We start from the raw sequence: 17,082 nt of genomic DNA, 5'->3' as shown, positions 1-17,082 counted from the left end.
ATGACTGAGCTTTCCACGCCCGCCGCAACTGAAGCGGCACCCGCCACCGCCCCCGTGCCGGAGGCCGTGCGCACGCCCTGGACCGAGTTCTGGCGCAAATTCCGCAAGCAACACCTGGCGCTGGGCGCCGGCGCGTTCGTGCTGGTGCTGGTGGTGATTGCCATCGTGGCGCCGCATATCGTGCCGTACGACCCGGAGAACTTCTTCGACTACGACGCGCTTAATGCCGGCCCGTCGGCCGCGCACTGGATGGGGGTCGATTCGCTCGGGCGCGATATCTTCAGCCGCATCCTGGCCGGGGCGCGCATCTCGCTGGCGGCGGGCTTCCTGTCGGTGATCATCGGCGCGCTGATCGGCACCGTGCTGGGCCTGCTGGCGGGCTACTACGAGGGCTGGTGGGACCGCATCGTGATGCGCATTTCAGACGTGCTCTTTGCCTTCCCGGGCATCCTGCTGGCGATCGGCATCGTGGCGATCCTTGGCAACGGCATGACCAACGTGATTTTCGCCGTGGCCATCTTCAGCATCCCGGCGTTCGCGCGGCTGGTGCGCGGCAATACGCTGATGCTCAAGCGGCTGACCTATGTGGAGGCTGCGCGCAGCATCGGCGCGTCGGACTGGACCATCCTGATGCGGCATATTTTGCCGGGCACGGTGTCGTCGATCGTAGTGTATTTCTCGATGCGTATCGGCACCTCGATCATCACCGCGGCCAGCCTGTCGTTCCTTGGCCTGGGTGCGCAGCCGCCCACGCCGGAATGGGGGGCGATGCTCAACGAAGCGCGCGCCGACATGGTGACCGCGCCGCACGTGGCGATCTTCCCGAGCCTGGCGATCTTCCTGACCGTGCTGGCGTTCAACCTGCTTGGCGATGGGTTGCGCGACGCGCTCGATCCCAAGATCGACCGGCGCTAAAGCGATGAGCCTATCGATGCCGCGCATCGGCGGCCTGCCTGCAGGTCCATTGGACAGCATTGCCGATGTGGCCGGCGTGACGGTCGGCCACTGCACGCTGGCGCAGGACGCCGTGCAGACCGGCGTCACCGTGATCAGGCCGCACGCCGGCGATCCCTATCGCGACAAGGTGCCGGCGGCGGCGACCGTGCTCAACGGCTTTGGCAAGAGCGTGGGGCTGGTGCAGGTGGACGAGCTGGGCGTGCTGGAAACCCCGGTTGCGCTCACCAACACCTTCTCGGTCGGCGCCGTGGCGCAGGCGCAGATCCGTGCGGCGGTGGCCGCCAACCCGGAAATTGGCCGCGCACTGCCGACTGTCAATCCGCTGGTGTTCGAATGCAATGACGGCTACCTGAACGATATCCAGTGCATGGCAGTGGAGGGCAGCCACTACGATGCCGCGCTCGCCGGCACCGGCCAGGACGTCGCGCAGGGCGCGGTCGGGGCCGGCCGCGGCATGTCGTCGTTCGGCGTCAAGGGCGGCATCGGCACGGCGTCGCGGATGGCGGACGGCTATTGCGTGGGCGCGCTGGTGCTGGCCAATTTCGGCACGCCGGAGTCACTGACCGTGGGCGGACAGCTGCGCGGGCCGGAACTCGTGAAGCGGCTGGCGCAAGCCGACACCACGGCGCAGCCGGAAAAGGGCTCGATCATCATGATCCTGGCCACCGACGCGCCGCTGGACGCGCGCCAGTTGCGCCGGCTGTCGCTGCGCGCCGGGGCAGGGCTGGCCCGCACCGGCTCGGTGTTCGGGCACGGCTCGGGCGATATCGCGCTCGCATTCTCCACCGCCTATACCGTGCCGCACCAGGCCGACCGGCCCATGCCGGCCGTCTCCATGCTGCACGAAACCAGGCTCGACCCACTGTTCCGCGCCGCGGCCGACAGCGTCGAGCAAGCCATCCTGCATGCGCTTTGTCACGCCGCGACGGTACGAGGCCGCGACGGCCATTGCCGTCGCGCGCTGCTGGATGTAATGCCTGAACTGGGCAAGACCGCCTGATGAAGATCCTGATTTCCACCGATATCGAAGGCGTGGCCGGCGTCTTCCACGCTGAACAGACCCGCCCCGGCAACGGCGAATATGAACGCGCCCGCGCCTGGATGACCGGCGAGGCCAATGCCGCCGTCGCCGGCGCCTTTGCCGGCGGGGCCACCGAAGTGCTGGTCAACGACTCGCACGGCGGTTTCCGCAACCTGCTGCCGGACCAGATCGATCCGCGCGCGCGGCTGGTGCTGGGCAAGCCGCGCTATCTCGGCATGATGACGGGCGTAGAGGGCGGCGTAGAGGGTGCCGCCGACGGCGTGCTGATGATCGGCTACCACGGCCGCGCGCAGAGCCGCGGCGTGCTGGCACATACCATCAACAGCAGCGCGTTTGCGCGGGTCTGGCTCAACGGCAAGGAAGTGGGCGAGGCCGGCCTGTATGGCGCGCTCGCCGGCGAGTTTGGGGTGCCGGTGCTGATGGCCAGCGGCGACGATGTCTTCGTGCAGGAGACCCATGCGCTGATGCCGTGGGTGCGCTATGTCGAGACCAAGTCCGCAGCTGGCTTCGGCAGCGGCACCACGCTGTCGCCGGCGGCGGCGCGTGAAGCGATCGCGGCTGCCGCGGCCGAGGCGGTGCGTGATCGTGCGCAAGCGGAGTGCCTGCGCATGAGCACGCCCGTGACCTGCCGGCTGCAGACGCTCACGCCAGCCCATGCGGACCTGTTCTGCCAGTGGCCCGCGCTCGAGCGCCGCGACGGCGTCACGCTGTGTTTCCAGGCCGATACGGTGCAGGCGGCAATCCGCATGTTGAACTGTCTGTCGGCGATGTCGTTCATGCTGAAGTAAGGCCGGGCAGGGCAGTTTGCCGGCGGTAGTCCGCGGATCGGCGACAATGGCGGGTTCGAGCAATACCCAAGGCCTTACCCCACGCATGACCCAGGCAACCGACGGGGGCTGGATCCCCGTACGCAAGGACTTCGTCGACCCCGCCACGCGCTGCCATGCGCGCGGCAACAGCCGCCGTCACCACGGCTTTGCGGCCGGGCAGGCCTATATCCTGCGGGACGCCGCCGGGCACGAGCACCCGTTCGGCGAAGACTGTGCCCGCGCTGCGGTGCCCCATCCCGGCCTGCTGCTGCAGGTGCCGGACTACACCGAACGCGACGTGGTGCCGCGCAGCGACTTGCCCGACCCGGTGCCTGCCGGCGTGCGCCGCCGCCCCAGCGCGGCGGAAACGGCAATTGCCGAGCGCGCCGCCGCGATCCGCTACCTGGTGTTGCGCATGGAAAAGGTGGCCTCGGTGCCGCGTGTGCAGCCGACCGTGCGCTTCCCTGCGCTCGACCCCGTCTATGAACAGTACCTGCGCACCGGCGACCTGGCCGCGCCGCAGGTGCGCCGCATCCTGGCGATCGAGCGCAGCCGGACCACGCCGCCGCGGCTGCGCGCCACCAACCTGCTCGATGTCTATACCGCACACGTGAAGCTGGAGCGGCTGATCGCCGCCTCCAACAGCGTTGGCAACATCCGCTTCCTGCGCGGCCTGCACGACTGGCTGGCACGCCACCTGGTACTGTCCGCCAGCCAGCTTGCCGCCGGCGGGATTGAGATGCATCCGCAGGCATTTACCTCCCCGGGCATCTGGGGGCCAGGGTCTGACGCAGAGCCGGCGGCCCCGTCCCAAAACCGATCCGATAGCCGCCCCGGCGACCGCTCCGACCCGCTGTTCTAGCCGCGGTTGGCCGCAGTTGGCAATCCCGGCCGAATGGCGTCTAATGCCTGCATCGCCTTCCGCCGGTCACGACATGAGCCATTTTTCGCGCAGCTACGCCGAAGCCCGCCAGAAGTTCCTCGACGCCGCGCGCACGGCCGGGGCCGGGCTGGCGCAATTCCCGCATCCCACCCGCCGCGGCAGCGCCGGCGAGGACCTGGCAATCGACGTGGCGCTGGCGGGCTCGCCCGAGGCTCCCCATTGCCTGATGGTGACCTCCGGCATCCACGGCGCCGAGGGCTTTGCCGGCTCTGGTGCGCAGGTGACGATGCTGCACGATACCGATCTGCTTGCCGCTTGCGCCACCGGTGACACCTGCCTGCTGCTGGTGCATGCCGTCAATCCCTACGGCTTTTCCCACCTGCGCCGGGTCAACGAAGACAACGTCGACCTGAACCGCAACTTCATGGACTTCACCCAGCCGCTGCCGTACAACGCGCCCTATGCCGAGATCGCGCCGTTGCTGCTGCCGCCGCAGTGGCCGCCGTCCGACGCCGAACAGGCGCAGCTGATGAAGGCCGTGGCCGAGCGCGGCATGGCCTGGTACCAGGCCGCGCTCAGCGGCGGCCAGTACCAGGACCCTGACGGGATGTTCTTCGGCGGCACCAAGGCGACCTGGAGCAACTACACGCTGTGCCGCATCCTGTCGCGCTTCGGCGCCGGGCGCCAGGCGCTGCGCTGGATCGACGTGCACACCGGGCTGGGTCCGCGGGGCTATGGCGAACCCATCCAGATGGGCCCGGATACGCCTGAGTCGATCGCGCACACGCGCGCGATCTGGGGCGAGCGGGTGACCTCCATCTACGATGGTTCGTCGACCTCGGCGGCGCTGACCGGGCTGGCCTGGCAGGCGGTGCCGCAGACGCTGCCGGGCGTGGACTATGCCGGCATCGCGCTGGAATTCGGCACGCTGCCGGTGGGCGAAGTGCTCGACGCGCTGCGGGGCGACCACTGGCTGTACCGCCACCCGGAGGCTGACGAGAACCAGCGCGCGCTGGTGCGCCAGGCGATGTGGCAGGCGTTCTACGGCGATGCCGACGACTGGCGCGACGGCGTGGTGGCGCAGACCTCGGACGCGGTGCGCAGCGCGATCGCCGCGGCCTGATACTAGCCAGGGCCGCCTCCCGCCGGGCGTTGCGTGCGCCAGCGCCCGGCGGCAGGAAATGTTCGATTCACCATTAATGTCACTTCTGATAATGTTTCGCCTTTGACGGTGGAGTGCTGAGCCAGGCACACAGCCGTCGCCAGGCGATTGCAGGACAAGCGATTGCAGAACCAAGAATAAGCACGGAAGGGGTCCCGGCAGGCCACGGCGCAGTGCCATGCGCCGCTGCCCCTGGCGCGCGGCGCTGCTTCCGGCATCACCCCGGCAGGGAGGCCGGCGCGATGACGCTCTACGAACTCAAGCCCAGATTCCAGGCGTTGCTGCGCCCGATGGTGCAGGACCTGGCCCAGCGCGGTGCCACCGCCAACCAGGTGACCGTGGCCGCGGCGGCAGGCTCGCTCGCCGTCGGCGTGCTGGCCGCGGTGGGCATGCTGGTGGCCGAGACGCCCACGCTGTTCCTGCTGTTTCCCCTCTGGCTGTTCCTGCGCATGGCGCTCAACGCCATCGACGGCATGCTGGCGCGCGAGCACGGCCAGCAGAGCGCGCTCGGCGCCTACCTGAATGAACTGGGCGATATCGTCTCGGACCTGGCGCTGATCCTGCCGCTGGCCGCGCTGCCGGCGTTCGGGCTGGCGCAGGTCGGCACCTTCGCGCTGCTGGCGGTGATGGTCGAGGCCGCCGGCCTGATCGGCCCGCTGGCCGGTGCCAGCCGCCGCTACGACGGCCCGCTGGGCAAGAGCGACCGCGCCTTCGCGGTCGGCGCGATCGCGCTGTGGGCCGGCCTGGGGCTGGGCTTCGGCGCGGTGGCCTCGTGGCTGTGGCTGGCGCTGTCGCTGCTGTCGTTGTTCACCATTGCCAACCGGGTGCGTCGCGGCGTTGCCGAGGCCGGCGCCCGCACCGCGGAGTAAGCGCATGGACCGACTGTCGAGCCGCCAGCCGCTGGAGCGGCAATTCCAGACCCACGATGGCCAGGCACTGTTCTACCGGCACTGGCCGGCGGTGGAGGGCCCGGCGCGCGGCGCCGTGGTGCTGTTCCACCGCGGCCACGAGCATTCCGGCCGCGTCGCCCACCTGGCCGACGAGCTGAACCTGCCGGGCTACGACATCTTCGCGTGGGATGCGCGCGGCCACGGGCGCTCGCCCGGCGAGCGCGGCTACAGCCCCAGCCTGGCGGATTCGGTGCGCGATATCCAGACCTTCACCGGGCATATCGCCGAGGTCCATGGCATCCCGCTGGAACGGATGGCCGTGGTCGCGCAGAGCGTGGGCGCCGTGTTGGCGTCCACCTGGGTGCACGACTACGCGCCGCCGATCCGCGCGCTGGTGCTGGCCTCGCCGGCGTTCAAGGTCAAGCTCTACGTGCCGTTTGCACGGCCCGGGCTGAAGCTGATGCAGCGCGTGCGCGGCAAGTTCTTCGTCAACAGCTACGTCAAGGCCAGATTCCTGACGCACGATCCGGAGCGCATCGCCAGCTACGACAGCGATCCGCTGATCACGCGCCCGATCGCCGTCAATATCCTACTGGACCTGTATGAGACCGCGGAACGCATCGTGGCCGATGCCGCAGCGATCACGGTGCCGACGCAACTGCTGATCTCGGGCGCCGACTGGGTCGTGCACCGCGGGCCGCAGGACCGTTTCTACGAGCGGCTGGGTTCGCGCACCAAGGAACGGATCGTGCTCGACGGCTTCTACCACGACACGCTGGGCGAGCGTGACCGCAAGCTGGCGGTCGATGCCGCACGGCGCTTTATCGTGCGCGAGTTCGAGACGCCGTCGGCACCGCGCTCGATGCTCGATGCAGACCAGATCGGCCCGTTCCGCGAGGAGTCGGACCGGCTGGCCTCGGCGCCGTCCGGGCTGGCCGCGTGGTACTGGCGCGCGGCGCGGGCCAACCTGAAGCTCGGCGGGCTGCTGTCAGACGGCGTGCGGCTGGGCCATGAAACCGGCTTCGACTCGGGCTCGACGCTCGATTATGTTTACCGCAACACGCCATCGGGCCGCGGCAAGCCGGGCCGGCTGGCGGATCGGCAATATCTGGATGCGATCGGCTGGCGCGGCATCCGCCAGCGCAAGGTCCACGCCGAGGCGCTGATCGCCGACGCCGTGCGGCGCTTGCAGGCGGCCGGCATGCCGGTGCGGATGGTCGATATCGCCGCCGGGCATGGGCGCTACGTACTTGAGGCGCTGGCAGGGCTTGATGGCGGCGCAGCCGCAGTCGAGTCGATCCTGTTGCGCGACTACAGCGCGCTGAACGTCGAGCGGGGCAGGGCGTTGATTGCCGCCAAGGGCCTGGGCGGCATTGCCCGCTTCGAGCAGGGCGACGCCTTCGACGGCGACAGCCTGGCCGAGCTGACGCCGCCCCCGACACTGGCCGTGGTCTCCGGCCTGTACGAGCTGTTCCCCGAGAACGCGCCGGTGCGCCGATCGCTCGACGGCCTGGCGCGTGCGGTGCCGCCAGGCGGCTACCTGGTCTACACCGGCCAGCCCTGGCACCCACAGCTGGAGTTCATCGCGCGCGCGCTGACCAGCCACCGAGCCGGCGCCGCCTGGGTGATGCGCCGCCGTTCGCAGGCCGAGATGGACGAACTGGTGCGCGCGGCAGGCTTCGACAAGGTGACCCAGCGCATCGACCCGTGGGGCATCTTCACCGTCAGCCTGGCGCGCAGGCGCGGCGCATGAGCACGCTGCCCGCCGACGCCGCGACGGATTCGTCCGCGGGCGAGCGTCCCTGGGCGCTGGCCTGCCTGCTGCTGGCCGGTGCCGGCGCGCTGTTCTTCTCCAGCTACGGCTTTGCCAACTGGCTGGCGAGCCAGCGCGCGCACGTGCCTTCGGTCTACTTCGAATGGGAGGGGGACATCCCGTTCCTGCCGTGGACCATCGTGCCGTACTGGTCGATCGACCTGCTGTACGGCATCTCCTTCTTCCTGTGGCGTACGCGGGCGGCGCTGGTGACGCATGTCAAGCGGCTGCTGATGGCGCAGTTGGTCTCGGTGGCGTGCTTTATCGCCTTCCCGCTGCGCTTTGCCTTTGCCCGGCCGCCCGCAGACGGGCTGCCCGGCGAACTCTTCACGCTGCTGGGCGGCTTCGACCTGCCGTTCAACCAGGCGCCGTCGCTGCATATCAGCCTGCTGGTGATCCTGTGGGTCGCCTTCGCGACAGTCCTGCGCGGCGGCTGGCGCTGGCTGCTGCACGGCTGGTTCGCGCTGATCGGCATTTCGGTGCTGACGACCTGGCAGCACCACCTGATCGACGTGCCTACCGGGGCGCTGGTCGGCTGGCTGTGCGTCTACCTGTTCCCGCTGCAGCTGCCGGCGGTCGCAGCGGGCGGGCCTGATGCGCGCACGCGCCGGATGGCGCGCCGCTACGCGCTCGGGGCGGTGGTGGCGTTGCTGTGCGCGCTGGTGGCACTGGGCACATCCGTGACGCTGGCGTTCCTGCTGCTGTGGGGCGTGTTGGCGCTGGCCTGCGTCGCGCGGGCCTACGCGCTGGCAGCGCCGGGCTGGTTCCAGAAGGCCGGCGATGGCGCGATGGCGCCCGCCGCGTGCTGGGTGCTTGCGCCTTACCTGCTCGGCGCCTTCCTCAATTCCCGCTGGTGGACGCGGCGCGCGCCGCAGGCCAGCCCGATCGCCGATGGCGTCTGGGTCGGCCGCTTCCCGACCGATGCCGAGCTGCGCACGCTTGGCGCCGATGCCGTGCTCGACCTGAGCGCCGAACTGCCGCGCGCAGCCACCAACGCCGCGCTGGCCTATCGCTGCGTGCCGGTGCTGGACCTGACCGTGCCTACGCCAGGGCAATTGGAGCAGGCCGTGGCCCAGCTCGAAGCCTGGCAGGCACAGGGCCGTCGCGTGCTGGTGAGCTGCGCGCTCGGCTACTCGCGCAGCGCGCTGGTGGCGGCCGCATGGCTGGCGCGCCGGCAGGGGCTGCGCGATGCCGACGCGGCATTGGCCGCGCTGCGCGCGCACCGCCCGGCGGTGGTGCTCGGGCGCGAGCATGCCGAGGCGCTGCAGCGCTGGCTCGACCATCCCCCTGTGCCGGAGGCCGGCGATGCGCGCTGATCCCATCGACAGTATCCGCCGCGACAATACCGACGCGTGGATCGCCCATGCCGTGGCCGGCGCATTGTCAGGCGCGATGTGGATCGGCCTGGCGGGGCTTGCTTTTGCCATGGCCACGGCCTGGCTGGCGGTGACCGCACAGGCGCCGCGCGCGCTGGCCGCCGCGCCGTTGCTGCTGGCGCTGGCGCAATTATGGCTGCTGCTGCGCGTGGCGATCGACCGGCGCCTTTTCGACGCGCTGGTGGCGGCCGCCAGCCGTTACGGGTCGCCCGACCTGGCCGCGCTCGATACCGCGTTGATCGAGCTGGGCTGGCTCACCACGCAGCGCGCCGGCCGCCCGCTGCCCGAACGCGCCCGCGGCGCCATGCGGCTGGTGCGCGCCAGCGCCGTGCTGGCCGCAGCCCAGCTCGCGCTCACCTTGCTCATATTGATGCTGAGGTAACACCATGTGGCTTGCCCGCGCCACCGCGCGCGCCATCATCGTCTTTGCGCGACTGCTGACCGGCATGCGCGCCAACTGGCAAGGCTGCATCCCGGCCGCGGTGCAGCGCGTCTACTTTGCCAACCACAGCAGCCACGGCGACTTCGTGCTGATCTGGGGCTGCCTGCCGCCTGACCTGCGCACGGGCACACGCCCGGTGGCCGGCGCCGACTACTGGGACTGCTCGCCGCTGCGGCGCTTTATCGGCCGCGACGTGTTCCGCGCGCTGCTGATCGACCGCACCCATAGCGATCCTGGCAGTGACCCGGTGGCGCTGATGCGGGGCGCGCTGGAAGGTGGCGATTCGCTGATCCTGTTTCCCGAAGGCACGCGCAATACCACCGATGCGCGCCTGCTGCCGTTCAAGAGCGGCATCTACCACCTGGCGCGCGCCTGCCCGGCGGTGGAGTTCGTGCCGGTCTGGATCGACAATCTCAACCGCGTGATGCCCAAAGGCGAGGTCGTGCCGGTGCCGCTACTGTGCACCGTGACCTTCGGCCAGCCCGTGCTGGTGGCCGACGGCGAGGCCAAGGAAGACTTCCTTGCCCGCTGCCGCGATGGCCTGCTGTCGCTCGCCCCGGAACTGGAATGATGACCATGCCGACTCTCCATTGGAGCCACGAAACCTGGCTGCTGTTCGGCGGCCTGTTCGGCGTGCTGATGCTGGCCTCGACCGTGACCGCGCTGCTGCGCTGGCGCGTGGCCGGCGGCGGCCAGCACGCGGTGATCGACAACCTGGCGCAGCGCGTCGGCGCCTGGTGGTGGATGATCGGCGTCATGGGCGTGGCCTTCGCGCTCGGGCGCACCGCGGTGATCGTGCTGTTCTACCTGCTGTCGTTCTTCGCACTGCGCGAGTTCGTCACCATCATCACCACGCGGCGCGGCGACCATCGCGCCATTGTCGCTGCGTTCTTCGTGTTCCTGCCGCTGCAGTACGTGCTGGTCTATATCGGCTGGTACGGCATGTTCTCGATCCTGATCCCGGTCTACGCCTTCCTGATCCTGCCGATCCTGGCGGCGCTGTCGTCCGAGACCACGCGCTTCCTGGAACGCTGCGCCGGGGTGCAGTGGGCGGTGATGATCTGCGTGTTCTGCATCTCGCACGTGCCGGCGCTGCTGACGCTGCCGATCCCCGGCTTCGAGGGCCGCAATCTGCTGCTGATCGCCTTCCTGGTGATCGTGGTGCAGGGCAGCGACGTGCTGCAGTACGTGTGGGGCAAGCTGTGCGGCAAGCGCAAGATCGCGCCGCTGCTGTCACCGTCCAAGACAGTCGAAGGGTTTGTCGGCGGCGTGGCCAGCGCCACCGCGCTGGGTGCGGCGCTGTGGTGGATCACGCCGTTCTCGCCGTGGCAGGCCGGGGCGATCGCGCTGGTCATCGCGCTGATGGGTTTCCTGGGCGGGCTGGTGATGTCGGCGATCAAGCGCGACCGCGGCATCAAGGACTGGGGTCACATGATCCAGGGCCACGGCGGCATGCTCGACCGGCTCGACTCGGTCGTGTTCGCCGCACCGGTGTTCTTTCATATCACCCGCTACTGGTGGGTGCCCTGAGCCCTTGCCGCGCTCAGATCTCCGTCTCTTCGCACCACTTCACCACCGCATCGCGGAAATCCTGGCAGATCGGCGACAGGTAGCCACCGGCGCGCCACAGCACCGCCAGCTCGTGCTGCCACGACATCCCCGGGCCGCTGATGGCCCGCAGGCCCTGGCCTTCGGCCTGCTTCAGGATGCGCGGCGGCATGATGCCGAGCAGGTCCGAGTGCCGCAGCAGTTCGCCGAAGGCCACCGGCGAGGCCGTGCTTTCCACCGCCACGCGCGGCGGCGGCAGGCCGACCGAAGTGAACCGTTCTTCCAGCCACTGCCGCAGGTAGAGCGAACTGGCCGGCACCGCCCAGCGCTCCTCCGTCAGGTCGGCCAGCGTGCGAAAGCGGTCCTGGCGCGGATGGCCGCTGCGGCAGACGATCTGCATGGTCAGTGGCCCCAGCGGCAGCCAGTCGATGTCCTCCGGCACGCTCGCCGGGCGGGCGGCCAGGATCAGGTCCGCATCGCCGTTCTGCAGCACCGCCATCAGACGCGCACTCAGGTGAGTCTCGATCGAGAACACCGCCAGCGGGCGGCTGACGAAGAACTGCGCCAGCAGCGGCGACAGCAGCGAAGGCACCAGGTAGGGAATCGCCCCCAGCCGCACCGTGCCAGCGCGCGCCAGGCGTTGTTCGGCCAGCTCGTTGCGCAGGTCGGTGGCCGCCAGCGAGATCTTGCGGGCATGCGCGAGCAGGGTCTTGCCCACGCTGGTCAGCACCAGCCCGCGCGGGGTGCGCTCGAACAGCGGCATGCCGGCCTCGCCCTCCAGCCGCGCCAGCGTCTTGGACAGGCCGGACTGCGTCATGCCGAGGGTATCGGCGGCGCGGTGCAGGTTGCCGTGCTCGCTGACTACCAGGAAGGCTGCAAGATCCTCGAATCGCATGGGCGTACCGGGCGCGGAAGTGGAGCGGGCCATTGTAGCGCCAGCGCCATGGCGTTCAGGCCAGGCGCCGATGCGGCGCTGCGCCATGCCCGCGAGGACTTGGCTCGCGCCGCGCGGGAATCGCCGGCGGCGTGTGGGTGGCCTAGACTGCGCTGGCATCCCTCGCGTACTGCCGACCACAGGCAGTCATCAAAGAAGGGAGCCAAATCGGAGACGAACCAATGTTGACCCCTTGCCTGCAGCGGCTGCGCGCCGCCATGCTCAGCGTAGTGCTGGCCGCCACCGCGACCATCAGCTTCGCCGCCACCGATACGTCCACCGGCAATGACAGCGAACCCTATCCATCGCGCCCGCTGACCATCGTCGTGCCCTCGGTGGCCGGCAATGTGAACGATGCGGTGGCGCGGCTGATCGGGCAGGAGCTGACCAAGAGCTGGGGCCAGCCGGTCATCGTCGACAACAAGCCGGGCGCAGGGACCACTACCGGCACCAAGTACGTGGCCCGCGCCGCGCGCGACGGCTATACCGCGCTGCTGACCTTCACCGCGCACGTGCAGAACCCGTCGCTGTACCCGCGCATCGGCTACGATCCGATCGCCGACTTCACGCCGGTCAGCGAGGTGGCGATCTCGTCGACCATCCTGGCGGTATCGCCGGACTTCCCGGCGCGCACGCTGCCGGAGCTGGTGGCGCTGCTCAAGGCCAACCCCGGCAAGTATCCGTATGGCTCCTACGGTGCCGGCACCACCGGCCATATCCTGGGCGAGCTGCTCAAGCGCGAGGCGGGCCTGCAGATGGAGCACGTCGCCTACAAGGGCGGCGCGCCGCTGGCCACCGACCTGGCGGCCGGGCACGTGAAGATCGGCTTCATTGCGGTCGGTACGGCGATGCCGCTGCTGCAGGGCGGCAAGCTGGTGCCGGTGGCGATCGCCGGCACCGAGCGCTCGGCGCTGCTGCCCAAGGTGCCGACCTTCCGCGAGGCGGGCTACCAGGGCTTCGAACCGGATGCGTGGATGGGGCTGCTGTTCCCGGCCGGCGTACCGAGGGCGCGGGTGGAGGCGCTGTCGCGCGAGGTCGCGCGCATCGTGCGCCTGCCGGAAGTCGCGAAGAAAATGCAGGACCTCAACCTGGTGCCCGTAGGCGGCACGCCGGAGGGCTTCGCGGCGGTAATGAAGAGCGACCGCGACAAATGGAGCCGCATCATCCGCGATGTCGGCATCACGCTGGAATGACAGGATTACCGATGCAAGAGGACGATTACCTGGGGCTGGTCTGCTCCCGCTGGTGCCACTGGAGCGAACTGGATCTGCAGCGCATCCCGCGCCGCCCGCTCGCTCCCGGGCAGGTGCGCATCCGCGTGCGGCATGCAGGCGTGGGCTTTGCGCTGAGCCTGTTCGTCTCCGGCAAGTACCAGCGCAAGCCGCCGCTGCCGTTCACCCCCGGCACCGAGGCGGCGGGCGAGATCATCGAAGTGGCGCCCGACGTCACGCGCCTGCGTCCGGGCATGCGCGTGGCCGCGGCGCTGGACTGGGGCGGCTTTGCCGAGGAAGTGGTGACCACGGCCGACACGGTCTATCCCGTGCCTGATGGGCTGGAGCTGGCGCACGCCGCTGCGCTGCCCGTCACCTACGGCACGGTGTGGGCCGCGCTGGCGTGGCGCGCAGCGCTGCAGCCGGGCGAGACCATGCTGGTACACGGCGCCAGCGGTGCGCTGGGCACGGCGGCGGTGCAGGTGGGCCGCCTGATGGGCGCGCGCGTGATCGCCACCGCGAGCACCGAGGCCAAGCGCGAGGCGGCGCTGCGCAACGGTGCGGCACATGCGCTGCCGTCCGACGCGGCCACGCTGGTGGCATCGGTCAAGGCGCTGTGCCCGGCGGGCGGGGCGGACGTGGTGTTCGATCCGGTGGGCGGCGACCTGTTCGATGCCTCGCTGCGCTGCACGGCACCGGGCGCGCGTTTGCTGTCGATCGGGTTTGCCAGCGGGCGCATCCCGGAGGTGCCGACCAACCTGCTGCTGGTCAAGAACCTGTGGCTGATCGGCTTCAACTACGGCTACTACATCGGCTGGGGCCTGACCGACGAGCGCAAGCGCTTTGCGCCGCAGGTGCAGCAGGTGGTCGCGCAGATCATGCAGACGGTGGCCAGCGGCGAACTGGCACCACCGGTGCTGCAGCACTTCCCGCTGCGCGATTGGCTCGAGGCGGTGGACACCACGATGTCGCGCCGTGCCATCGGCAAGGTCATGCTGGATATCTGAAACGCGGAGGACGACATGCAGCACGCACAAGCGATACCCGGCAACAACGACGACGCCATGCTGGACGGCCTGACCGTGCTCGACCTGAGCCAGGGCATAGCCGGCCCGTATTGCGGGCTGATCCTGCGCCAGCAGGGCGCGCGCGTGATCAAGGTGGAGCCGCCGGGCGGTGACTGGTCGCGGCAGATGGGGCGCATCCGCGCCGGGCAGACCGCGATTGCGGTGGCCTGCAATGCGGGCAAGGAAAGCGTGCTGCTGGATGCGCGCACCGAAAGCGGCCGCGCCGCCATCGCCAGGCTGGCGGAGCGGGCCGACGTGGTGATCCAGAACTTCCGGCCCGGCGTGGCCGAGCGCATGGGCGTGGGCTATGAAGCGCTGGCCGCGCGCAACCCGGCGCTGGTCTATGTCTCGATCTCCGGCTACGGCCACGCCGGTCCGATGGCATCGATGCCGGCGGTCGACACCACCATGCAGGCCTTCAGTGGCCTGATGCACCTGAACCGCGACGCCGCGGGCCAGCCGCGCCGCATCGCTTTCTACCTGGTCGACCTGAGCACCGGTCTCTATGCGGCCCAGCATGCGGCGGCGGCGCTGTTCAAGGCCGCACGCAGCGGCAAGGGCCGGCATGTGCGGCTGTCGCTGCTGGAAACCAGCGCGGCGCTGCAGTCTTACCTGATGGTGGACGATGCGATGTTCCCCGACGCGGAACTGGCCGCTGCCAATGCGCCTACCGGGCTGTTCGAGGCGGCCGATGGCCGGCTCTATGTGAGCATGCTCAATGATGCGATGTTCGCGCGCCTGGCGAAGCTGCTGGGCTTCGGCGACTGGCTCGACGATGCGGAGCTGCGCACCAGTGCAGGCCGCTTGCCGCGCGCGGCGGAGTTGAACAAGCGCGTCGCACAGGCCCTGGCCGCGCAGCCGCTGGCGCATTGGGAGGCGCTGCTGACCGAGCATGACGTGCTGTTCGGGCGCGTGGGCCATGCGCGTGACCTGCTGGAGAGCGCGCAATGCGCAAAGGCGGGGGTATTCGGCCGGCTGCCGCTGGCGGGGATCGGCGCGGTGCCGTGGGCCAACCTGCCGGGCATGGCTGGCGCTGTGGCGCCGACAGGCGAGGCGCCCGCGCTGGGGCAGCACACGGAAGCGGTGCTGGCAGAGTTCGGCATCGGCGCCTGACAGGCGAGCGCCAAAAGAAAAACGGACGGTGCGCGATGCGTACCGTCCGTTTCCTTTATGCGTTGGTAGGCTCGATTGGACTCGAACCAACGACCCCCACCATGTCAAGGTGGTGCTCTAACCAGCTGAGCTACGAGCCTAGCGAAGGCGCGAATTATAGAGACGCCTTTGCAATTTCGCAAGCACCCTCGCGAACTTTCTTCGATTGTGCTTTGCCAAGCGCGTCTCGTCCGGTCACTCCTGCGCGCTCAGGCCTGCACCAGCCGGTCACGCAGTTCGCGCTTGAGCACCTTGCCGATCGCACTGCGCGGCAGGCTGTCGACCTCGTGCAGTTCGGACAGCCGCTGGGTCTTGCCCAGGCGCTCGTTGGCCCATGCCAGCACGTCTTGCGCGGTGGCGCCGCCGCCCGCACGCAACGCGACGAAGGCCACCGGCGTCTCGCCCCAGCGCTCCGACGGCACGCCCACCACCGATACCTCCGCGACCGCCGGATGCTCGCGCACCACGGCCTCGAGATCGCTCGGGTAGACGTTGAAGCCGCCCGTGATGATCATGTCCTTCTTCCGATCGAGCAGCACCAGGAAGCCGTCGTCGTCGAAGCGGCCGATATCGCCGGTGCGGATAAAGCGCTGGCCCTGCGCGTCATGCCATTCGGTCTCGGCGGTCTTCTCGGGCTGGTTGTGGTAGCCGTTCATCATCGCTGCCGAGCGGCCGACCACTTCGCCGACGCTGCCGGGCGGCAGTTCGCTGCCCTCGTCGTCGATGATGCGGATGTCGGCGCCAGGCGCGGGGCGGCCGACAGTGTGCAGCTTGTCCGGGAACTGGTGAGCATGCAGCAGGCAGCTGCCGCCGCCTTCGGTCATGCCGTACAGCTCGGTCAGCCCGCCCGGCCAGCGCCGCAGCACATCGGCCTTCAGCGCCGGGCTGCACGGCGCGCTGGTACAGAATTTCTGCTGGAAGGACGACAGGTCGTGGCGATCGAACTCCGGATGCGCCAGCAGGCGCTGGTACTGCACCGGCACCAGCATGGTATGCGTGACGCGATGCTGTTGCGCCAGTGCCAGGTACTGGCCGGCATCGAACTTGGCCATCAGGATCGCCGTGCCGCCCAGGCCGATGGTTGGGAAGAAGCTGGCCAGCGTGGTGTTCGAATAGAGCGGCGTGGACAGCAGCGTCACGGCGTGCGTGCCATAGCCGGTGGCCGCGCCGCGCGACACGTGCGCCCAGCGCATGCCGTGCGACTGCACGATGCCCTTGGGCAGGCCGGTAGTGCCGGACGAGTAGATGATGTTCAGCGGCATCTCCGGGCGGATCTCGGGCTCCGTCACTGGCGTGCCGGCGGGGGCGAGCCAAGACTCGTAGGGTTGCCCGGCATCGCTGCCGTCGAGCGTGACCACGGGCGTGCCGGCCAGCTTGTCGCGCACGGGCTGCAGGGCTTCTGCCACTGCGGCATCGGTGAACAGGATGCACGCGCCTGAATCGGCGACCATTCCGGCCAGGCTTTCCGCCGTGGACGACGGGGCCAGCGGCGCCACCACCACGCCAGCGCGTACCGCGCCCAGGTAGACCGCCGCATATTCGATCGAGGATGACGCGCAGATCGCGATGGCCTCGCCGGGACGCACGCCGTCGCGTGCCAACGCTGCGGCGATGCGGTCCATCGCGGCGTCTAGGCCAGCGTAGTCCATGACGCGCTCGCCGTGCATCAGCGCGCGCTGCGCGGGGCGTTGCGTGGCGTGCTCGCGCACAAGCGCGGACATGGTGGTGAAGGGGCGTTGGAGCGGGGTAGGTTGGGTCATATTCAGCAAGAGAATGCGGGCGCCAGCCAGGCGGCG

Annotated in this window: 16 protein-coding genes and 1 tRNA gene; 14 read left to right on the top strand and 3 right to left on the bottom strand. The window is 69.6% G+C overall.

Features of this window, described 5'->3' with window-relative positions; genetic code table 11:
- From gsiD to AC10V3_RS11460, 11 genes are all read left to right on the top strand, one after another.
- Positions 1 to 915, top strand: a complete 915-nt coding sequence (gene gsiD / locus AC10V3_RS11510) for a glutathione ABC transporter permease GsiD (RefSeq protein ID WP_022535384.1) — start codon at positions 1 to 3, stop codon at positions 913 to 915.
- A 4-nt stretch (positions 916 to 919) separates the two neighbouring features.
- A complete protein-coding gene (locus tag AC10V3_RS11505; RefSeq protein WP_349607317.1) occupies positions 920 to 1,957 on the top strand; it encodes a DmpA family aminopeptidase in 1,038 nt (345 codons plus the stop codon).
- A complete protein-coding gene (locus tag AC10V3_RS11500; RefSeq protein WP_022535382.1) occupies positions 1,957 to 2,787 on the top strand; it encodes a M55 family metallopeptidase in 831 nt (276 codons plus the stop codon). Before AC10V3_RS11505 ends, AC10V3_RS11500 begins: the two co-directional genes overlap by 1 nt.
- Positions 2,788 to 2,872: 85 nt before the next feature.
- The gene (locus tag AC10V3_RS11495) at positions 2,873 to 3,670 is read left to right on the top strand and encodes a hypothetical protein (protein ID WP_022535381.1); all 798 of its coding nucleotides are present in this window, start codon (positions 2,873 to 2,875) and stop codon (positions 3,668 to 3,670) included.
- Positions 3,671 to 3,743: 73 nt separating this feature from the next.
- Positions 3,744 to 4,814 carry a M14 family metallopeptidase gene (locus AC10V3_RS11490; protein WP_022535380.1) on the top strand — a complete coding sequence of 357 codons (1,071 nt, stop codon included), beginning with the start codon at positions 3,744 to 3,746 and terminating at the stop codon, positions 4,812 to 4,814.
- Between the two features lie 281 nt (positions 4,815 to 5,095).
- Positions 5,096 to 5,722, top strand: coding sequence for a CDP-alcohol phosphatidyltransferase family protein (locus AC10V3_RS11485; protein WP_022535379.1), 627 nt, complete (start codon positions 5,096 to 5,098; stop codon positions 5,720 to 5,722).
- Positions 5,723 to 5,726: 4 nt separating this feature from the next.
- Complete coding sequence (locus AC10V3_RS11480) at positions 5,727 to 7,496, top strand: bifunctional alpha/beta hydrolase/class I SAM-dependent methyltransferase (protein ID WP_022535378.1); 1,770 nt, start codon at positions 5,727 to 5,729, stop codon at positions 7,494 to 7,496.
- On the top strand, positions 7,493 to 8,872 hold the full coding sequence (locus tag AC10V3_RS11475) for a phosphatase PAP2/dual specificity phosphatase family protein (RefSeq protein WP_022535377.1): 1,380 nt from the start codon (positions 7,493 to 7,495) through the stop codon (positions 8,870 to 8,872). The genes AC10V3_RS11480 and AC10V3_RS11475 overlap by 4 nt, the downstream gene beginning before the upstream one ends.
- A complete protein-coding gene (locus tag AC10V3_RS11470; RefSeq protein WP_022535376.1) occupies positions 8,862 to 9,314 on the top strand; it encodes a hypothetical protein in 453 nt (150 codons plus the stop codon). Before AC10V3_RS11475 ends, AC10V3_RS11470 begins: the two co-directional genes overlap by 11 nt.
- Positions 9,315 to 9,318: 4 nt before the next feature.
- A complete protein-coding gene (locus AC10V3_RS11465; protein WP_022535375.1) occupies positions 9,319 to 9,945 on the top strand; it encodes a lysophospholipid acyltransferase family protein in 627 nt (208 codons plus the stop codon).
- Positions 9,942 to 10,904, top strand: coding sequence for a phosphatidate cytidylyltransferase (locus AC10V3_RS11460; RefSeq protein WP_022535374.1), 963 nt, complete (start codon positions 9,942 to 9,944; stop codon positions 10,902 to 10,904). The genes AC10V3_RS11465 and AC10V3_RS11460 overlap by 4 nt, the downstream gene beginning before the upstream one ends.
- A gap of 13 nt (positions 10,905 to 10,917) precedes the next feature.
- On the opposite strand, the gene AC10V3_RS11455 is transcribed toward AC10V3_RS11460, so the two are convergent.
- Positions 10,918 to 11,817 (bottom strand): LysR family transcriptional regulator, encoded by a 900-nt coding sequence (locus AC10V3_RS11455; RefSeq protein ID WP_022535373.1) that lies wholly within the window; start codon positions 11,815 to 11,817, stop codon positions 10,918 to 10,920.
- A gap of 221 nt (positions 11,818 to 12,038) precedes the next feature.
- On the opposite strand from AC10V3_RS11455, the gene AC10V3_RS11450 reads away from it, so the two are divergent.
- From AC10V3_RS11450 to AC10V3_RS11440, 3 genes are read left to right on the top strand one after another with little or no spacing between them, the layout of a single operon-like run.
- The gene (locus AC10V3_RS11450) at positions 12,039 to 13,049 is read left to right on the top strand and encodes a tripartite tricarboxylate transporter substrate binding protein (protein ID WP_022535372.1); all 1,011 of its coding nucleotides are present in this window, start codon (positions 12,039 to 12,041) and stop codon (positions 13,047 to 13,049) included.
- Between the two features lie 11 nt (positions 13,050 to 13,060).
- A complete protein-coding gene (locus AC10V3_RS11445) occupies positions 13,061 to 14,074 on the top strand; it encodes an NADPH:quinone oxidoreductase family protein (protein ID WP_022535371.1) in 1,014 nt (337 codons plus the stop codon).
- A gap of 15 nt (positions 14,075 to 14,089) precedes the next feature.
- Positions 14,090 to 15,247 (top strand): CaiB/BaiF CoA transferase family protein, encoded by a 1,158-nt coding sequence (locus AC10V3_RS11440; RefSeq protein WP_022535370.1) that lies wholly within the window; start codon positions 14,090 to 14,092, stop codon positions 15,245 to 15,247.
- Positions 15,248 to 15,310: 63 nt separating this feature from the next.
- On the opposite strand, the gene AC10V3_RS11435 is transcribed toward AC10V3_RS11440, so the two are convergent.
- Together AC10V3_RS11435 and AC10V3_RS11430 are read right to left on the bottom strand one after the other, a co-directional pair.
- A tRNA-Val gene (locus AC10V3_RS11435) sits at positions 15,311 to 15,387 on the bottom strand.
- A gap of 108 nt (positions 15,388 to 15,495) precedes the next feature.
- Positions 15,496 to 17,046: a class I adenylate-forming enzyme family protein gene (locus AC10V3_RS11430; RefSeq protein ID WP_022535369.1), complete on the bottom strand. Its 1,551-nt coding sequence runs from the start codon at positions 17,044 to 17,046 to the stop codon at positions 15,496 to 15,498.
- Positions 17,047 to 17,082: the final 36 nt, after the last annotated feature.

It is taken from the genome of Cupriavidus sp. PB-02 (assembly GCF_058252315.1).
The sequence above is the reverse complement of the archived record's forward strand: the minus strand, read 5'-3'. Positions and strand labels throughout refer to the sequence as shown.

What these genes read in the sequence shown, in the direction of transcription:
- AC10V3_RS11500 (WP_022535382.1), top strand. Translation starts at nt 1,957, where the DNA reads ATGAAGATCCTGATTTCCACCGATATCGAAGGCGTGGCCGGCGTCTTC.
- AC10V3_RS11475 (WP_022535377.1), top strand. Translation starts at nt 7,493, where the DNA reads ATGAGCACGCTGCCCGCCGACGCCGCGACGGATTCGTCCGCGGGCGAG.
- AC10V3_RS11505 (WP_349607317.1), top strand. Translation starts at nt 920, where the DNA reads ATGAGCCTATCGATGCCGCGCATCGGCGGCCTGCCTGCAGGTCCATTG.
- AC10V3_RS11430 (WP_022535369.1), bottom strand. Translation starts at nt 17,046, where the DNA reads ATGACCCAACCTACCCCGCTCCAACGCCCCTTCACCACCATGTCCGCG.
- AC10V3_RS11455 (WP_022535373.1), bottom strand. Translation starts at nt 11,817, where the DNA reads ATGCGATTCGAGGATCTTGCAGCCTTCCTGGTAGTCAGCGAGCACGGC.
- AC10V3_RS11445 (WP_022535371.1), top strand. Translation starts at nt 13,061, where the DNA reads ATGCAAGAGGACGATTACCTGGGGCTGGTCTGCTCCCGCTGGTGCCAC.
- AC10V3_RS11460 (WP_022535374.1), top strand. Translation starts at nt 9,942, where the DNA reads ATGATGACCATGCCGACTCTCCATTGGAGCCACGAAACCTGGCTGCTG.
- AC10V3_RS11470 (WP_022535376.1), top strand. Translation starts at nt 8,862, where the DNA reads ATGCGCGCTGATCCCATCGACAGTATCCGCCGCGACAATACCGACGCG.
- AC10V3_RS11485 (WP_022535379.1), top strand. Translation starts at nt 5,096, where the DNA reads ATGACGCTCTACGAACTCAAGCCCAGATTCCAGGCGTTGCTGCGCCCG.
- AC10V3_RS11495 (WP_022535381.1), top strand. Translation starts at nt 2,873, where the DNA reads ATGACCCAGGCAACCGACGGGGGCTGGATCCCCGTACGCAAGGACTTC.
- gsiD (WP_022535384.1), top strand. Translation starts at nt 1, where the DNA reads ATGACTGAGCTTTCCACGCCCGCCGCAACTGAAGCGGCACCCGCCACC.
- AC10V3_RS11490 (WP_022535380.1), top strand. Translation starts at nt 3,744, where the DNA reads ATGAGCCATTTTTCGCGCAGCTACGCCGAAGCCCGCCAGAAGTTCCTC.
- AC10V3_RS11480 (WP_022535378.1), top strand. Translation starts at nt 5,727, where the DNA reads ATGGACCGACTGTCGAGCCGCCAGCCGCTGGAGCGGCAATTCCAGACC.
- AC10V3_RS11465 (WP_022535375.1), top strand. Translation starts at nt 9,319, where the DNA reads ATGTGGCTTGCCCGCGCCACCGCGCGCGCCATCATCGTCTTTGCGCGA.
- AC10V3_RS11440 (WP_022535370.1), top strand. Translation starts at nt 14,090, where the DNA reads ATGCAGCACGCACAAGCGATACCCGGCAACAACGACGACGCCATGCTG.
- AC10V3_RS11450 (WP_022535372.1), top strand. Translation starts at nt 12,039, where the DNA reads ATGTTGACCCCTTGCCTGCAGCGGCTGCGCGCCGCCATGCTCAGCGTA.